Origin of the sequence: Streptomyces yangpuensis, from assembly GCF_024666385.1 — a bacterium.
In the GTDB taxonomy this organism is placed as follows: domain Bacteria; phylum Actinomycetota; class Actinomycetes; order Streptomycetales; family Streptomycetaceae; genus Streptomyces; species Streptomyces yangpuensis.
In genome coordinates, this window is the sequence record NZ_CP102514.1 from 2,836,772 (window position 1) to 2,851,550 (window position 14,779).

The 14,779-nt window shown below is 71.3% G+C and carries 14 protein-coding genes; 3 read left to right on the top strand and 11 right to left on the bottom strand.

The window, feature by feature from the left end; translation table 11 throughout:
- Window positions 1-120 precede the first annotated feature (120 nt).
- Window positions 121-1,275 (bottom strand): 4-hydroxyphenylpyruvate dioxygenase, encoded by a 1,155-nt coding sequence (gene hppD / locus NRK68_RS12955; protein WP_030962788.1) that lies wholly within the window; start codon window positions 1,273-1,275, stop codon window positions 121-123.
- A gap of 141 nt (window positions 1,276-1,416) precedes the next feature.
- Between hppD and NRK68_RS12960 the strand changes: the two genes are divergently transcribed.
- The 3 genes from NRK68_RS12960 to NRK68_RS12970 all read left to right on the top strand — a co-directional run bounded on the left by NRK68_RS12960 (window position 1,417) and on the right by NRK68_RS12970 (window position 4,087).
- Window positions 1,417-1,899, top strand: a complete 483-nt coding sequence (locus tag NRK68_RS12960; RefSeq protein WP_183065646.1) for an Lrp/AsnC family transcriptional regulator — start codon at window positions 1,417-1,419, stop codon at window positions 1,897-1,899.
- A gap of 77 nt (window positions 1,900-1,976) precedes the next feature.
- Window positions 1,977-2,666 carry a helix-turn-helix domain-containing protein gene (locus tag NRK68_RS12965; RefSeq protein ID WP_373023520.1) on the top strand — a complete coding sequence of 230 codons (690 nt, stop codon included), beginning with the start codon at window positions 1,977-1,979 and terminating at the stop codon, window positions 2,664-2,666.
- Between the two features lie 77 nt (window positions 2,667-2,743).
- Window positions 2,744-4,087 (top strand): MFS transporter, encoded by a 1,344-nt coding sequence (locus tag NRK68_RS12970; RefSeq protein WP_257855828.1) that lies wholly within the window; start codon window positions 2,744-2,746, stop codon window positions 4,085-4,087.
- Here the strand turns inward: NRK68_RS12970 and NRK68_RS12975 are convergent.
- The 10 genes from NRK68_RS12975 to mycP form a co-directional block, all read right to left on the bottom strand.
- A complete protein-coding gene (locus NRK68_RS12975; protein ID WP_183065648.1) occupies window positions 4,017-4,814 on the bottom strand; it encodes a S16 family serine protease in 798 nt (265 codons plus the stop codon). The genes NRK68_RS12970 and NRK68_RS12975 overlap by 71 nt on opposite strands.
- Window positions 4,815-5,062: 248 nt before the next feature.
- A complete protein-coding gene (locus tag NRK68_RS12980) occupies window positions 5,063-5,704 on the bottom strand; it encodes an IclR family transcriptional regulator (protein ID WP_030662724.1) in 642 nt (213 codons plus the stop codon).
- Between the two features lie 420 nt (window positions 5,705-6,124).
- Window positions 6,125-7,909, bottom strand: coding sequence for a DEAD/DEAH box helicase (locus NRK68_RS12985; protein WP_257855829.1), 1,785 nt, complete (start codon window positions 7,907-7,909; stop codon window positions 6,125-6,127).
- Between the two features lie 189 nt (window positions 7,910-8,098).
- The gene (locus tag NRK68_RS12990) at window positions 8,099-8,494 is read right to left on the bottom strand and encodes a type II toxin-antitoxin system death-on-curing family toxin (protein ID WP_257855830.1); all 396 of its coding nucleotides are present in this window, start codon (window positions 8,492-8,494) and stop codon (window positions 8,099-8,101) included.
- Entirely contained in the window at window positions 8,491-8,691 is a 201-nt protein-coding gene (locus tag NRK68_RS12995) for a YlcI/YnfO family protein (protein ID WP_183065651.1), read from the bottom strand. Before NRK68_RS12995 ends, NRK68_RS12990 begins: the two co-directional genes overlap by 4 nt.
- A 52-nt stretch (window positions 8,692-8,743) precedes the next feature.
- Entirely contained in the window at window positions 8,744-10,195 is a 1,452-nt protein-coding gene (locus tag NRK68_RS13000; protein ID WP_257855831.1) for an MFS transporter, read from the bottom strand.
- An 85-nt stretch (window positions 10,196-10,280) separates the two neighbouring features.
- Entirely contained in the window at window positions 10,281-10,838 is a 558-nt protein-coding gene (locus NRK68_RS13005; RefSeq protein ID WP_183065653.1) for a hypothetical protein, read from the bottom strand.
- On the bottom strand, window positions 10,838-13,102 hold the full coding sequence (locus NRK68_RS13010) for a hypothetical protein (protein ID WP_257855832.1): 2,265 nt from the start codon (window positions 13,100-13,102) through the stop codon (window positions 10,838-10,840). The genes NRK68_RS13005 and NRK68_RS13010 overlap by 1 nt, the downstream gene beginning before the upstream one ends.
- Before the next feature lie 34 nt (window positions 13,103-13,136).
- Window positions 13,137-13,559: a hypothetical protein gene (locus NRK68_RS13015; protein ID WP_183065655.1), complete on the bottom strand. Its 423-nt coding sequence runs from the start codon at window positions 13,557-13,559 to the stop codon at window positions 13,137-13,139.
- A 41-nt stretch (window positions 13,560-13,600) separates the two neighbouring features.
- Entirely contained in the window at window positions 13,601-14,776 is a 1,176-nt protein-coding gene (mycP, locus tag NRK68_RS13020; RefSeq protein ID WP_257855833.1) for a type VII secretion-associated serine protease mycosin, read from the bottom strand.
- Window positions 14,777-14,779: the final 3 nt, after the last annotated feature.

Here is a 14,779-nt window from a genome sequence, read left to right on the forward strand (position 1 = left end):
CCGCGCCGGCCCACTCCCCTCCGGAGGGCACCACGCGGCGGCGTGTCCGTACACGCACCGGGCCGACGGCAGCCCGAGGCCCCCGGCCGGGGCCGGGGGCCTGAAGGCACGCGTGCGGCCTCAGAGGTTGCCGCGCTTCTCCTGCTCGCGCTCGATGGCCTCGAACAGCGCCTTGAAGTTGCCCTTGCCGAAGCCCATCGAGCCGTGGCGCTCGATGATCTCGAAGAAGACGGTCGGGCGGTCCTGCACCGGCTTGGTGAAGATCTGCAGCAGGTAGCCGTCCTCGTCGCGGTCGGCGAGGATCTTCAGCTCGCGCAGCTCGTCGATCGGCACGCGGGTGTCGCCGACCCACTCGCCGAGGGTGTCGTAGTAGGTGTCCGGGACGGACAGGAACTGCACGCCCGCCGCGCGCATCGAGCGGACCGTGGAGACGATGTCGTTCGAGGCCAGGGCGATGTGCTGGACGCCGGGGCCGTTGTAGAACTCCAGGTACTCGTCGATCTGCGACTTCTTCTTCGCGATCGCCGGCTCGTTGATCGGGAACTTGACCTTCTTGGTGCCGTCCGCGACCACCTTGGACATCAGCGCCGAGTACTCGGTCGCGATGTCGTCGCCCACGAACTCCTTCATGTTCGTGAAGCCCATGACCTTGTTGTAGAAGGCGACCCACTCGTTCATCCGGCCGAGTTCCACGTTGCCGACGCAGTGGTCGATGGCCTGGAAGGTGCGCTTGGCCGGGCCCTCGACCATCGGCTCGACGGCCACGTAGCCCGGCAGGTAGGGGCCGGTGTAGTCGCCGCGCTCCACCAGCGTGTGGCGGGTCTGGCCGTACGTCGCGATGGCGGCCAGCACGACCGTGCCGTGCTCGTCCTTGACCTCGTACGGCTCGTCCAGGCCGCGGGCGCCCTGCTCGACGGCGTACGCGTAGGCCGCGCGGACGTCGGGGACCTCGATGGCGAGGTCGATCACGCCGTCGCCGTGCTCGGTGACGTGCTCGGCGAGGAAGCGGCCGTGGTCGGTCGTCGCCTTGATGACCGAGGTCAGCACGAAGCGGGCGGAGCCGTTGGTCAGCACGTAGCTGGCCGTCTCGCGGCTGCCGTTCTCCGGGCCGGAGTAGGCGACGAGCTTCATGCCGAAGGCGGTCGAGTAGTAGTGCGCGGCCTGCTTGGCGTTGCCGACGGCGAAGACGACCGCGTCCATGCCCTTCACCGGGAAGGGGTCGGCCTCACGCGCGGTGTGCGGGGTGGTTTCGAGGTTCGCCAGAGACTCAGTCATGAGCGCAGAGTCCCGCCGATCCACAAGCTGCGCAATAGTTTCCTGAATGACTGTACAAACTGCACAGCAACGTCGGAGGATGGCTGAAACATCTGTGCACTATGACCACCCACGGGCACGCGTGGGCACCCGGAGGCGTCCATGGGCATCGACGAACTCGACGGCCGGCTCATCGTCCTGCTGGCCCGCGAGCCCCGGATAGGAGTGCTGGAGGCCTCGCGCCGGCTGGGCGTGGCCCGCGGCACGGTGCAGGCGCGCCTGGACCGGCTGCAGTCCAGCGGGGTCATCCGCGGGTTCGGCCCGCAGGTCGACCCGACCGCGCTCGGGTATCCGGTGACCGCGTTCGCCACGCTGGAGATCAAGCAGGGGCAGGGGGCCGACGTACGCGCGCACCTGGACGGGGTCCCGGAGGTGCTGGAGCTGCACACCACCACCGGGCACGGCGACATGCTGTGCCGGCTGGTGGCCCGCTCGAACGCCGATCTCCAGCGGGTGATCGACCGCGTCGTCGGCTTCGACGGGATCGTCCGGGCCTCGACGGCGATCGTGATGGAGAACCCGGTGCCCTTCCGGATCATCCCGCTGGTGGAGCAGGCCGCGGAGGACGACGACCGGGCCCAGTGACGCGGAGGATTTCCTTGCGAAGAGTTCTCTGCAAAGAATCCCTTGCAGAGAACTCTTTGCATCTCTAGGGTCGAGGCATGCCCGAGAGCCGCCGCGAGAGCCGTACCGAGAGCCGCCGCCGCGAGAGCGGCACCGAGAGCCGTCCCGAGAGCCGCCGTGAGAGCGGTCCCGAGCACACGCCTGCCGCGGTGCGGGAGCCCGTGGAGCCCACGCTCCGCATGCTCGACGCCCGCGCCCTGCGCGGCCTCGCCCACCCGCTGCGGATGCAGCTGCTGGCCGACCTGCGCCGGAAGGGCCCGGCCACCGCCTCCCAACTCGCCGATCGCTTCGGGGAGTCCAGCGGATCCACCAGCTACCACCTGCGGCAGCTCGCCGCGCACGGCTTCGTCGAGGACGCGGTCGGGCACGGCAAGGGCCGGGAACGCTGGTGGCGGGCCGCGCACGAGGGCACCGGCTTCGACGGCTCGCTGATCCACGACGCCGACCCGGCCACGAGCAGCGCGGCCGCGGTCTTCCTGCAGGCGGTCGCCACGAACCACAGCCAGGAGGTCTCCGCCTGGATCTCCGAGGCGCAGACCCGGCTGGGCCGCTGGGAACCCGGCGCCGACCTCAGCGACTTCACCCTGCGCCTGACGCCGGCGCAGAGCGAGGAACTGATCGGCCGGCTGCACGACGTGGTCAACAGCTACCGGGACCTGCCCGAGGCGGAGGACACCCGGACCGTCCGCATCCACACGCACGTCCTCCCGCGCTCCGCGTCCGAGTAGCAGCCGCGCGCGGCCCCCGCCGCACCTCGCGGCCCCCACCGCCCCGCGCGACCACCACCGCACCGAAGGAGTTCACCGTGCCCTCCGCCGACCATGCCCGCAGCCAGGCCTTACGCCCCGCGGGCCGGGGCCCGCTGGTCGCCGTCCTGGCCGCCAACACCGTTTCCATCGCCGGGAGTTCGCTCACCCTGATCGGTGTCCCGTGGTTCGTGCTGCAGACCACGGGCAGCGCCGGCCGGGCCGGGGTCGTCGCCTTCTGCGCCACCCTGCCCGTCATCGTGGCCGCCCTGGTCGGCGGACCGCTCATCGACCGGCTCGGCCGCCGCCGGGTCTCCGCCGCCTCCGACCTGATCTGCGGCCTGTCCGTCGGCGCGATCCCGCTGCTGCACCACCTGGGCGTGCTGGAGTTCTGGATGCTGTGCGCGCTGATGGCCGTCGGCGGCCTCGTGCACACCCCCGGGCTGACCGCCCGGGGCGTGCTCCTGCCCAACCTCGCCGAGCACGCCGGCACCACCCTCGCGCGGGCCGCCAGTCTCTACGACGCGGTCTCGCGCGGGGCGCGGATGATCGGGGCCGCGGTGGCCGGCGTACTGATCGCGGCGTTCGGCGCCGAGACCGTCCTGCTGCTGGACGCGGCCACCTTCGGCATCTCGGCGCTGCTCGTCCTCGCGTTCCTGCGCGGGGTCCCCGCCGCCGAGCCGCAACGTGCCGCGGGCAAGGTCTCGTTCACCGCCTACCGTTCCGAACTCGCCGAGGGCTGGGCCTTCCTGACCCGCTCCCGGCTGCTGCTGGGCATCACGGTGATGGTCATGATGACCAACGGCCTGGACCAGGGCTGGTCCTCGGTCCTGCTGCCCGTGCACGGCCGGGACGTCCTCGGCGGCGCCACCACGATCGGCCTGATGATCTCCCTCTTCGGCGGCTTCGCCCTGCTGGGCGCCCTGCTCTACGGGATGTGGGGCGAGCGGTTCCCGCGCCGCGCGGTGTTCGCGGCGGCCTTCCTGCTCTCCGGCGCGACCCGGTACGTGGTGGCCGCCTTCACCGACACGACGCTGCCGCTCGCGGTGACGATGGCGCTGGCCGGCCTGGGCGTGGGCATGCTGAACCCCATCCTGTCCACGGTCATGTACGAGCGGGTCCCGGAGGAACTGCGCAGCCGGGTCGCGGGAGTGACCACGGCGGGCTGCGAGCTGACCATGCCGATGGGCGGACTGGCGGCGGGGCTGCTCGTCGACGGCCTCGGGGTGAGCACGGCGCTGCTGCTCTTCGGCGGCACGTACCTGCTCACGACGCTCGCGCCGATGGTCTTCCCGGCGTGGCGCGGGATGGACCGGGAGCGCGACCCGGACGTCAGCACGACGGGGCGGGTTCTCCCCGGTTCAGCGCGCGAAGAGCGTTCACCGCATCCGTCAGCGAAGTGACGGGAACGAGCTGCAGCCCCTCGGGCAGCTCCGACTGCGCGTCCCCGCACTCGTCCCTCGGTACGAGGAACACGCTGGCCCCGTCCCGCCGCGCGGCCTGCGTCTTCAGGGCCACACCGCCGACGGCGCCGACCTTGCCGTCGGCGGTGATGGTGCCCGTGCCGGCGATGTTGCGTCCGCCGGTGAGGTCGCCGCCGCTGCCGTCGCCGTCGAGCTTGTCGATGATGCCGAGGGAGAAGAGGAGCCCGGCGCTCGGGCCGCCGACGTCGGCGAGGTTGAGGTCGACCTTCACGTCCTTGGGGTCCTTGTGGAGGAAGCCGAGGGCTGCGTCGGCGGCGGCCGACTGCGACCTCGCCATTTCCTCCAGATTGTGTTTCTCGATCTCCTCGTCGCTGCCGCCGGACGAGTAGACCGCCTCCCGCGGCATGACCGCCTGATCGGTCTTGAACCAGTGGCCGACGAGTTCGGGCAGCGTCATCGTCGAGGACGGCCCGGTGGCCCGGATGGTGGTCATCCGCAGCTGCCCCTTGGTGTCCCGGACCGGGGCCCCGGAGACGGTGATGACGGGCTTGCCCTGGTCGGACCCCAGCACGTCGGCCGTGAGCCCGGGTACGGCGACCACGAAGGGCAGCGGCGCGAAGGCCGCCGCGGCGAACAGCCCGAGCACGGGCACGGCACAGACGGCCAGGGCGGCAGGACGCGGCAGACGAGTCAGACGAGAAAGCACCCGCCCAATCTATCCGCCCGACCGCCCGACCGAGCCTCGCCGGCGTTTGAGGCGCGGAGCCCGGGGCGGCGCCCCGCGTATCCAGCCCCGCCGGCGTTCGAGGCGCAGGGGGCCCGGGGGCGGAGCCCCGCGTATCCAGCCCCGCCGGCGTTTGAGGCGCGGGGGCCCGGGGGCGGAGCCCCCGCAACGGCGCCGCACCCGCACCCGCACCCGCACCCGCACCCGACGGTGTCCGCCGAGCCCGCGGCCTAGCGAAGGGCGTCGGCGACCTCCCGCGCCGCATCCACCACCCGCGGCCCCACCCGCTCCGGCACGGCGTCGGCGAGCATGACCACGCCGACGCTCCCCTCCAGCCCGCTGATGCCCACCAGCGGCGCCGCGGCCCCACTGGCACCCGCTTCGAGCTCGCCGTGGGTCAGCGTGTACCCCGGCTCGATGAGGGAGCCCTGACGGGCGGCCAGAATGGCCCGCCCGGCCGCGCCCCGGTCCAGCGGGTGACGGAATCCGGCCCGGTAGGCAACGTGGTAGTCCGTCCAGGTCGGCTCCACGACGGCGACGGCGAGCGCCTCGGTGCCGTCGACGAGGGTCAGGTGCGCGGTGGCACCTATGTCCTCGGCCAGCGACCGCAGCGCGGGCAGGGCCGCCTCACGCACGAGGGGGTGCACCTGCCGGCCCAGCCGCAGCACCCCCAGCCCGACCCGCGCCCGGCCGCCGAGGTCACGGCGGACCAGGGCGTGCTGTTCGAGCGTGGCGAGGAGCCGGTAGACGACCGTGCGGTTGACGCCGAGGCGGTTGGAGAGCTCGGTGACGGTCAGACCGTGGTCGGTGTCGGCGAGCAGTTTGAGGACCCTGAGCCCTCTGTCGAGCGTCTGGGAGGTTTCCGCGGTCACGACGCCTCTCCCTCTTTCGGTGAGCGGCGGTGACTCTCGGGGTGGCGCGCGCCGGTCCCACGGCGGCGCACAGGAGAGGCCGCCGGTAGCGGCCATTGCACCGGCTGCGCTCCCGCGGCGGCGCTGCCACGGTGCGTTCGATGCGGGGAATGTAGCGAGCAGGTCCGCTCAGCGGAAGGGCTCGTCCAGAATCCGGGCGCGTGCTACCTGTTTGTGCCGTTTCCTGATCGGCTCAAGTGTCGTTTCGTGACAACGATTCGCACGGACACGGAAACGACGGAACGAGGACGGGGCCCGTGCGAACCTCCGCACGAACCCCGTCCCCCGTTCTGGGCGAACCAACCGAACCCACCGCACACGCGGCACACGCGGCACACGCGGCACACACCGCACACACCACACACACGGCACTTCCGGCACTCACCGCATACGGGTGGCCCACTCCTGGACCTTCTTGATGCGCTCGCGGATCTGCCCCGCCGTCGCCTCCGCGCTCGGCGGCCCGCCGCAGACGCGGCGCAGCTCCGTGTGGATCACCCCGTGCGGCTTCCCGCTCTGGTGGACGTACGCGCCCACCATCGTGTTGAGCGACTTGCGCAGTTCCAGCAGTTCCTTGTGGGAAACCACGGGCCGCCGGTCGGCCGGCAGCTCCAGCAGGTCCGCCTCGGTGTCCGGCTTGCGCCGGCTGTGCGCGATCTGCCGGGACTGCCGCTTCTGCAGCAGCATCTGTACCTGGTCGGGCTCCAGCAGGCCGGGGATGCCGAGGTAGTCCTGCTCCTCCTCGCTGCCCGGGTGCGCCTGCATGCCGAACTCGGCCCCGTCGTAGAGCACCCGGTCGAAAACGGCGTCGGACTCCAGCGCCTCGAAGGACATCTGCTCGTCCTCGCCGGTGTCCTCGTCCTCCTGCCGGTTCGCCTCGTCCATCTCCTTCTCGGACTCGGCGTACGGGTCCTCCTCGCCCTGCTTCTTCGGCCTGTCGAGCACGTGGTCGCGCTCGACCTCCATCTCGTTGGCGAAGCCGAGGAGGTAGGGGATGGTCGGAAGGAACACGGAGGCCGTCTCGCCGCGCCTGCGCGAACGCACGAAACGTCCGACGGCCTGGGCGAAGAACAGCGGGGTGGAGATCGTGGTCGCGTACACGCCGACAGCGAGGCGCGGTACGTCGACGCCCTCGGACACCATGCGGACCGCGACCATCCAGCGGTCGTCATTCGCGCTGAAGGTGTCGATGTTCTTCGACGCCCCGGTGTCGTCGGAGAGCACCAGGGTCGGCTTCGTCCCGGTGATCTCCCGGATGAGCTTGGCGTACGCGCGCGCCGAGTCCTGATCGGAGGCGATGACGAGGCCGCCCGCGTCCGGGATGCCCTTGCGGACCTCGGTGAGGCGCTGGTCGGCGGCGCGCAGCACGTTGGGCATCCAGTCGCCGCGCGGGTCCAGGGCGGTGCGCCAGGCCTGCGAGATGGCGTCCTTGGTCATCGGCTCGCCGAGCCGTGCCGCGATCTCGTCGCCCGCCTTGGTCCGCCAGCGCATGTTGCCGCTGTAGGAGAGGAAGATGACCGGCCGGACGACGCCGTCGCCGAGCGCGTTGCCGTAGCCGTAGGTGTAGTCGGCGGAGGACCGCCGGATCCCGTCGTTGCCCTCTTCATAGGTGACGAACGGGATGGGGTTGGTGTCGGAACGGAAGGGCGTGCCGGTCAGCGCGAGCCGCCGGGTCGCCGGGTCGAACGCCTCCAGGCAGGCCTCGCCCCAGGACTTCGAGTCACCGGCGTGGTGGATCTCGTCCAGGATCACCAGGGTCTTGCGCTGCTCGCAGCGGTTGCGGTGGAGCATGGGGCGTACGCCGACACCGGCGTAGGTGACGGCGACGCCGTGGTAGTCCTTGCTGAGCGGTCCGGCGGAGTACTCGGGGTCGAGCCGGATGCCTATCCGGGCCGCCGCCTCCGCCCACTGCTTCTTCAGGTGTTCGGTGGGCGCGACGACGGTCACCTGCTGCACCACGTGGTGGTGCAGCAGCCAGGAGGCGAGGGTCAGGGCGAAGGTGGTCTTTCCCGCGCCGGGGGTCGCGACGGCGAGGAAGTCCCGGGGCTGGTTCTGGATATAGCGGTCCAGCGCTCCCTGCTGCCAGGCACGCAGCTTGCTGGCGGTGCCCCACGGGGCACGGCCGGGGAAGGCGGGTGAGAGGTGGTGGGAGGCGGTAGTAGTCACGGTCTCCGGTTCGTGCTCTCGGCGGCGGTCGTACGTAGGACAACCGGGCCACCCTACCGGGGCGGGCCCGCCGCTCGCGGAGGGACAGGCCCGTGACCTCGGGCGGTGCGGCGAGCGTCACACGAAGCCGTCGCGTGACGCCGTCCCGCCGCCCCGCGCGGCGCCGTCACATGGCACCGCGCGACGGCTTCACAGGGAGCGCAGCCGCCCGGCGATCCGCGCGATCTCCGTCTCGTGCCCGGCCGCCACGTCGATGACCAGGTCGTAGGCGAGCTCCTGGTCGGTGTCGGCGAGGTCGATCCCGTTGACCGCGAGGAAGGTCGCGGCCGCCAGCCACGCGGTGCGCTTGTTCCCGTCGACGAGGGGGTGGTTCGTGGCGATGGCGTGGAGCAGCGCGGCGGCCTGCTCGTACGGGTCCTCGTAGGCCGGGGTCCCGAACATGCGGGCCCGCGGCCGGTGCACCGCCGACTCCAGCAGGCCGGGGGCGCGCAGCTCGACGGGCTGGTCCTGGGCCAGGCAGGCGTGCCGGGCGAGGTCGAGGACTTCGGCGAGGGTGAGATGCCGGCGGGCTTTCGTGGTGTTCATCGGCCGAGCCTTTGCAGGAGGGGGGCGTGCCGGTCGGCGAGGCGTCCGGCCGCAGCGGCGACCTTCTCCCGCTCGGCTCGCAGGTGGGCCCGTACGGCCTCCCGTACAACGTCCTCGGGGGTGCGCCCGGTGGCGTCGGCCAGGTCGCCCAGTTCTGCCCACTCGGTGCCGGGCAGCCCGATGGTGATCTCGTTCATGGACCGAAACGTAGCCGCCGGGCCGGGCCGCGGCACCGGGATATTCCGGGGCTCAGCCTTTCGCGGGCTCCAGCCGGGTCGCGACCCACGCCCCGGCCAGCGCCACGCACGCCATCGGCAGGAACACGACGGCGAAGGCGGCGGGGTGCGAGGCGCCGCCCGCCCCGCCGGCGGTCACCGCGTGCGCGGCGCCGACCGCGCCGCCGCCGAGCGCGGCGAAGGCGGCGCCTCCGGCGGCCAGCAGGACGACGTTGGCGAGGGCGTCGGAGATCTGCAGGGCGGCGGAGTTGGCGCCGGCCTCCCGCGGTGCGGACAGCTTCAGCAGCAGCACGCTGGTGGAGCCGATCACCAGGCCCATGCCGAGGCATCCCACGGCCCAGGCCAGCGCCAGCGTCCAGACGGGGACGGACTCGATGAGCACGGCGGGTGCGGCCGCGATGGCCAGCGCCACCAGCACCATGCCGATCACCATCAGCCGTTCCCGGTAGGGGGCCGTGCGCCCCTGCGACTGCACCCACGAGCCGCCGGCCCAGGTCAGCCCGCCCAGGGCGAGGGAGAAGCCGGCCATGGTCGGGCTCAGCCCCCGCTGGGTGACCAGCATCAGCGGTACGAAGCTCTCGGCCGCGATGAACGACCCCGCGGCGACCCCGCGCAGCAGCACCACCGACGGCAGCCCGCGCCGGGCCAGGTACGTCCCGCGGGGCAGCAGCCCGAGCACGGCCGGCACCAGCAGGGCCGCGCCGGCGATGCCCGGCAGCAGCGAGAGCAGGCGCAGGTCCTGGGCGGCGTACTGGACCAGGCCCGCGCCCACGGAGATCATGAGCGCCAGCCGGATCCGCCGCAGGTCGACGGCCCGGGGCTCGCCGCCGACGGGACCGGAGGCGGTGCGGCGGATGGCGGGCAGTGCGACGACGAGCGGTACGACGACCAGCACGGGTATGCCGAGGAACACCCACCGCCAGCCGAGGTACTCGGTGACCGTGCCGGAGGCCAGCGGCCCGACGATGGAGGGGACGACCCAGCTGGCGGCGAACGCGGCCATGATGGCGGGCCGCAGCCGTTCCTCGTAGGCCCGGCTGACGACGACGTACAGCGCGACGATGACCAGCCCGCCGCCGAGGCCCTGTACGGCGCGGCCGAGGACGAACACCCACATGGCGCCGGCGGTCCCGGAGACGACGAGCCCCGAGGCGAACGCGGCGATCCCGACGGTCAGCGGCTTGAGCGGCCCCTGCCGGTCGGCCCACTGCCCGGACAGGACCATGCCGAAGAGGCTGGTCGTGAAGTAGGCGGAGAAGGCGAAGGCGTAGAGCCCGACCCCGTCGAGCTCACGGGCGGCGACGGGCATGGCCGTGCCGACGGCGGTCGCCTCGAAGGCGATGAGGAAGACGACGGAGATGATCCCGATGCTGAGCGTCCGGTACGCGGGCCCCATGACCCCGCCCCCGGGCGGGGGCGGGAGGGGTGCGGTTCTCTGGGGCACGCGGGGTTCGAGGGCGCTCATCGCCCCAGCGTAAGGTGCACAGCCCGGTTTCGACCCTGTCCGTTCGACGGATCCCCACCTCGTCCCCGGGTCCTAGGACCACCGACTAGACCCCGCACCGGGTCTGATGTTTGACGGACTCGAGGTACTTGGCCATCAGCGAGCTGAACAGCGCACGGGACGTACCCGGCTTCATGTGCTCGACCGAGCCGCTCAGCGACAGTTCCAGCTCGAAGGAGTCCTCAGCCCCCTTGCAGGTGAGGGCGACGCGGGCGCCCGTGTCCCACAGGATCCCCTTGTCGCCGAGAGCGAGCGGCTCGGGCGCGGGTTCGCTCTGGTCGGTCGGGGGCCAGAAGAAGCTCTGCCCCACAGGCTGGCGAGTCGCCGCGACCAGGACACGACCCCGGCCGTCCACATCGACATTGCACGTGGCCGCGCGGCGCTGCGCGGTCAGCCGGGCGTCGGCCGGACCGGACACCGTCACCGTCCGCCCATCGCCCATCAGGGGTTCCAGGTCGGAACGGGTGAAGACGCCGAAGCAGGTGCGCTCCGGCAGCTGCGGCGCCGCCGCCCTCTGCGCCTCGGCGCACCCCGTCAGTACGGCCGCCACGACCAGCGCGACGGCAAGCAGGGGTGCGGTACGGGAACGGGGGGCGCGGCCCATCAGGAACCGTCGTTCGACGTGACGACCTGACCGCGGCCGACCGCGTGCGCGTTGGCCGTCTGCGCCGCGGCCGTGCCGGCGAGGGCGTCGATGCTCCGCTGGTTCATGCCCGTCCCCTCCGCGGCCTTGCGGACCGATTGCGCGGCGGATTCGCCCGCCTCCACCTGGGCCTGCGTGTAGCTGAGTACGGCCTCGTGGTCGGCATCGCCCGCCTTGCTCGCCTGGTCCTTCTTGGCCCGTTCGACCACGCTCTCCGTGATGTCTTCCTGGAGCCACTCCACGACATCTCCGGCGAGCGGCACCATCTCCAGGTACTTGCCGCCCGCCGCGCTGATGACGCGGTTGACCCACTTGGCGTTGTCCTCGACGCCCTTGACGTACTCCTCCGCCTTGTGGCCGTTCTCGGCGAACGTGCCCTCGGCCCTGGCCTCGGAGAGGATGCCCGCGATCTGGCCACCCGGGTGGACGGCGACCGTGATCGCCGCGTCGATCTCCTCGTACTCGGCACGGTGCGCGATGACGTCGTTGACAAGCGTCGTGGTGAACGCCCGCTGGGCGTTGGTGATGGCTCCGTACGCGTCCGGGTCCTGCGCCACCGCGCCGACGAACGCCGCCATGTCGGCCTTGTTGAACTCGGCCATCACACCGTTGGCCTTGATCAGCCGACTGGTGTTGTCCGCCGCGGCCTGGATGTCCGGCATGTACTCCGCGGCCATCTGCCCGAAGTGACCGGACAGGCCGTTCAGCGGGCCCTCCGGGTCCCCCGGCTTCGCATCGACCAGTTCCGGCTTGTCGCCGATCTTCTCGACGATCCGTTCCATGATCGCTGCCATCTCCTTGGTGTGCGCGACCGGCGGTGCGTCCTCGTCGCCGGAGCCGCGGTGGGAGACGGCCGTCATCAGGGCGTCTCCGAGGGCCTGCTGGGCCGGGTGCAGGTCCGCGCTGCGGGTGATGTCGAAGCCGTCCATGTACGGCGGCTTGTCGAGCATGTAGTCGACCATGCCCCGGTCCTTGCCGTGCTGGCCTCCGACCGGCTTGTCGTCCTTCGTGACGATGCCGTCCTTGTTGCTGTCCTCGCGGACCGGCTCGTTGAAGAAGGCCGTCGCCGCGTCCGGGTTGTTGCCCAGCGCCTCCATGAGCCCGGTCAGGGGGTAGAAGCCACGGCCGCCCTCCGGCCCCTGGTTGAGTACGGTCTCCAGGCCGATCGGCGTGTGGAACTCCCAGGCCCGCGGGTCCTTGCGGTCCATCGCGACCATGTCGCGGCCGACCGAGGTCAGGAACTCCGTGTCGTACTTCCCCTCGCGCAGCAGCGCACCGAGGGCCTGGTAGCCGTAGATCTGCCGGACGCCGCCGAAGACGTCCATCTCCTTGCGTCCGGCTTTCATCAGCTGGGTCGTCCAGGCCGCGTCGAGGTGGCCCGGCACGTCCTTGTGCGTGGCGAGGCCGAGCATCGCGCCCAGGTCGCCCTGGATGTTCGAGACCATGAGCGCCCGGTCCTTGCCGGCGGCGCCGAGGCTGGTCGCGTCCAGGGACATCGCGGAGTACATCTGCAGGGTGCCTTCGGCACCGATGGTCCGGAACAGGCCCGTCGAGAACTCGGGGTCGTCACGGTTGTCGTCGAGCAGTTCCTCCAGCTCGCGCAGCGCCTCGACGTTGCGGGCCGTGCCGCCCGCGCCGGTGACCTTCTTCATCAGGTCGGCTGCCCGGGACGCCTGTTCGGCGTCGAGGGTGGTGAACTTCGGTCCGGTGAAGTCGTGTTCGTCCGTCGTGTTCGCCTGGAGGACGCGGACCAGGGAGTCGTCGGCGTCCTGGGCGTTCTCGACGGCCCGGTTGACCTGGGACTGCCAGGCGTTGCGGTTCGCGTTGAGGGTCTGCTGGTAGTCGGGGTCGTGGCGGGCCGCGTTCCGTTCGGCCTCGGTGGGCAGCGGGATGGCGCTGACCCGCCCGCTGTCGTCGATCCGGAAGCCGGCCGCCGGCGCCTCCGCGGCGAGCCTCTTCAGTTCGTCCTGGGCGGCCTTGAAGGTGGCGTGCGCGTCGGCGAGGACCTGGTGCATCCCCTTGGCCGCCTTGGCGGCGTCCTCGAACTCCTTGGCCGTCTTGTCGACGAACCCGCGTGCCACTCCGGCGGTGATCCCGCTCCACTCGGCCTGGTCGGACTTCGCCTTCATGCCGTTGCGGGCGGCCTCGGCCATCTCGTCCAGCTTGCCGGCCATCGCGGTCCAGTCGGTGACCGCTGACTGGAGCTTGTCCAGGGGCGCATTCATCACATTTTCGTACGTCAGCATGCGGGCGCCTCGCCTACTTCAGGTACGTGTCGATGGCGGACGCCGTGAAGTCCGCGTGGAGCTGCTGCTCGTCCTTGGCGTGGGAGGAGAGCGAGTAGTTCAAGCCGTTGGAGATGTGGGCGCAGGCGGCGACGAGGGTCTTCACCTGGGTCTCCCAGAGGGTGCCGGCCTTGAGCAGGGCGGCCCCGCTCGCGAACCCTTCCCTGGTGAGGGCCCCGGCGGCCTCGGTGGTGGCGGTGGCGGCGTGCTTGCCGTCGGTCTGCAGGCGGGTGTGCAGCTTGTACGCCTCGGAGCCGACGGCGCCGATCCGGTCCTGGTCCAGCGCGAGGTCGGGGCCGCCGCCTCCGGGGGTGGGGGCGGGTGCCTGGTTGAGCCGCATGGCGGCGTCGGAGGCGGCTGCGGCGCGAGCCGCCGACCATTCTTCGTCGAACGACATCGCGTGACCTCCGAGTTGGGTCCGGTGGGATCAGGTGCGGGTCAACGGTTGCGGCGCACGACGACCGCGGTCACGGCCCCACCGATGAGCACACACGCCCCGAGCCCGAGCCCGACCCAGAGCAGGGAGTTGCCCTCCTTCTTCTGCTCGGCGGCGGCCGGGGGTGCGGAGGTCGATGCGGCTGCGCCGGGCGAGGCGGGCTTGGCCCCTGCGGCCTCGGATGCGGCGGCCAGGTCGGGCAGCGGGTACACATCGGCAGGACCAGGGTCCCCAGGCGTCTGCAGCGCGACCCGGGGCCGGACAATGCCATAGCCGACGTAGTCATTGCGCTGAGACCCGTCGACGGGCTTGCCCGCGGTGTTCAGGAGCACGCGCAGGACCTGGTTGTTGGTCCAGTCGGGGTGAGCGGACCAGAGCAGCGCGGCGGAGGCGGAGGCGAGCGCCGTCGCGTCACTGGTGCCGTGGGTCTTGCAAACCCCGGTCTTACCCTTGCAAGCCGTAACGATGTCCATGCCGGGGGCGGCCAAGTCCACCTGGGGGCCATGCTGCGACTCGCTTGTCGGCTCGCCCTTGGAGTCCACTGCCCCGACGCCCACTACGCCGGGGGTTCCTGCGGGGTAGAGAAGCTCGTTGGTCGAATTGCCGTAGTTTCCTGCGCCAGCAAAGATCAGCTTCCCTTTGGAGAGTGCGTACTTAACCGCTGCCGCCCGTTCCACATCGTTCTCCGGCTTGCCGCCAGTAGCCAAAGAAATATTGATGACCTTGGCCTCCGAGTCTGCCGCATACCGGATGGCTTCGACCATGGACGGCGTCGACGCGGCTTCCAGCATGTCCGGGATGCGGATGGGGAGAATCTTGACGCCCGGTGCGAGACCGTACGCGCCATCACCCGTCGGGTGCTTTCCCGTAGCAGCGATCATCGCGGACACGCCAGTGCCGTGGCCGAAGTAATCGTTGTCCCGACCCGTTTCGGCATCACCTACCGGGAAGGCCTTTCCGGGAAGAACCTGGCCTTCGAGTTCCGGAATCTGGTTAACGCCGGTGTCGATTACAGCGACGGTTACACCCTTGCCCGTGCTGGTCTTCCAGATCTCGTCTGCCTTCATGGCGTCGAGATGCCACTGCTGCGATCGGATGGTCTCCGCGTGGGCAGGGGTCGCGGCGACCCCTGCCAGCAGGAGACCCACCAGGGCCGAGGTCGCCTTGCGCATGTGCATCCC

What these genes read in the sequence shown, in the direction of transcription:
- hppD (WP_030962788.1), bottom strand. Translation starts at nt 1,275, where the DNA reads ATGACTGAGTCTCTGGCGAACCTCGAAACCACCCCGCACACCGCGCGT.
- NRK68_RS12960 (WP_183065646.1), top strand. Translation starts at nt 1,417, where the DNA reads ATGGGCATCGACGAACTCGACGGCCGGCTCATCGTCCTGCTGGCCCGC.
- NRK68_RS12965 (WP_373023520.1), top strand. Translation starts at nt 1,977, where the DNA reads ATGCCCGAGAGCCGCCGCGAGAGCCGTACCGAGAGCCGCCGCCGCGAG.
- NRK68_RS12990 (WP_257855830.1), bottom strand. Translation starts at nt 8,494, where the DNA reads ATGAACACCACGAAAGCCCGCCGGCATCTCACCCTCGCCGAAGTCCTC.
- NRK68_RS12995 (WP_183065651.1), bottom strand. Translation starts at nt 8,691, where the DNA reads ATGAACGAGATCACCATCGGGCTGCCCGGCACCGAGTGGGCAGAACTG.
- NRK68_RS13000 (WP_257855831.1), bottom strand. Translation starts at nt 10,195, where the DNA reads ATGAGCGCCCTCGAACCCCGCGTGCCCCAGAGAACCGCACCCCTCCCG.
- NRK68_RS13005 (WP_183065653.1), bottom strand. Translation starts at nt 10,838, where the DNA reads ATGGGCCGCGCCCCCCGTTCCCGTACCGCACCCCTGCTTGCCGTCGCG.
- NRK68_RS13010 (WP_257855832.1), bottom strand. Translation starts at nt 13,102, where the DNA reads ATGAATGCGCCCCTGGACAAGCTCCAGTCAGCGGTCACCGACTGGACC.
- NRK68_RS13015 (WP_183065655.1), bottom strand. Translation starts at nt 13,559, where the DNA reads ATGTCGTTCGACGAAGAATGGTCGGCGGCTCGCGCCGCAGCCGCCTCC.
- mycP (WP_257855833.1), bottom strand. Translation starts at nt 14,776, where the DNA reads ATGCACATGCGCAAGGCGACCTCGGCCCTGGTGGGTCTCCTGCTGGCA.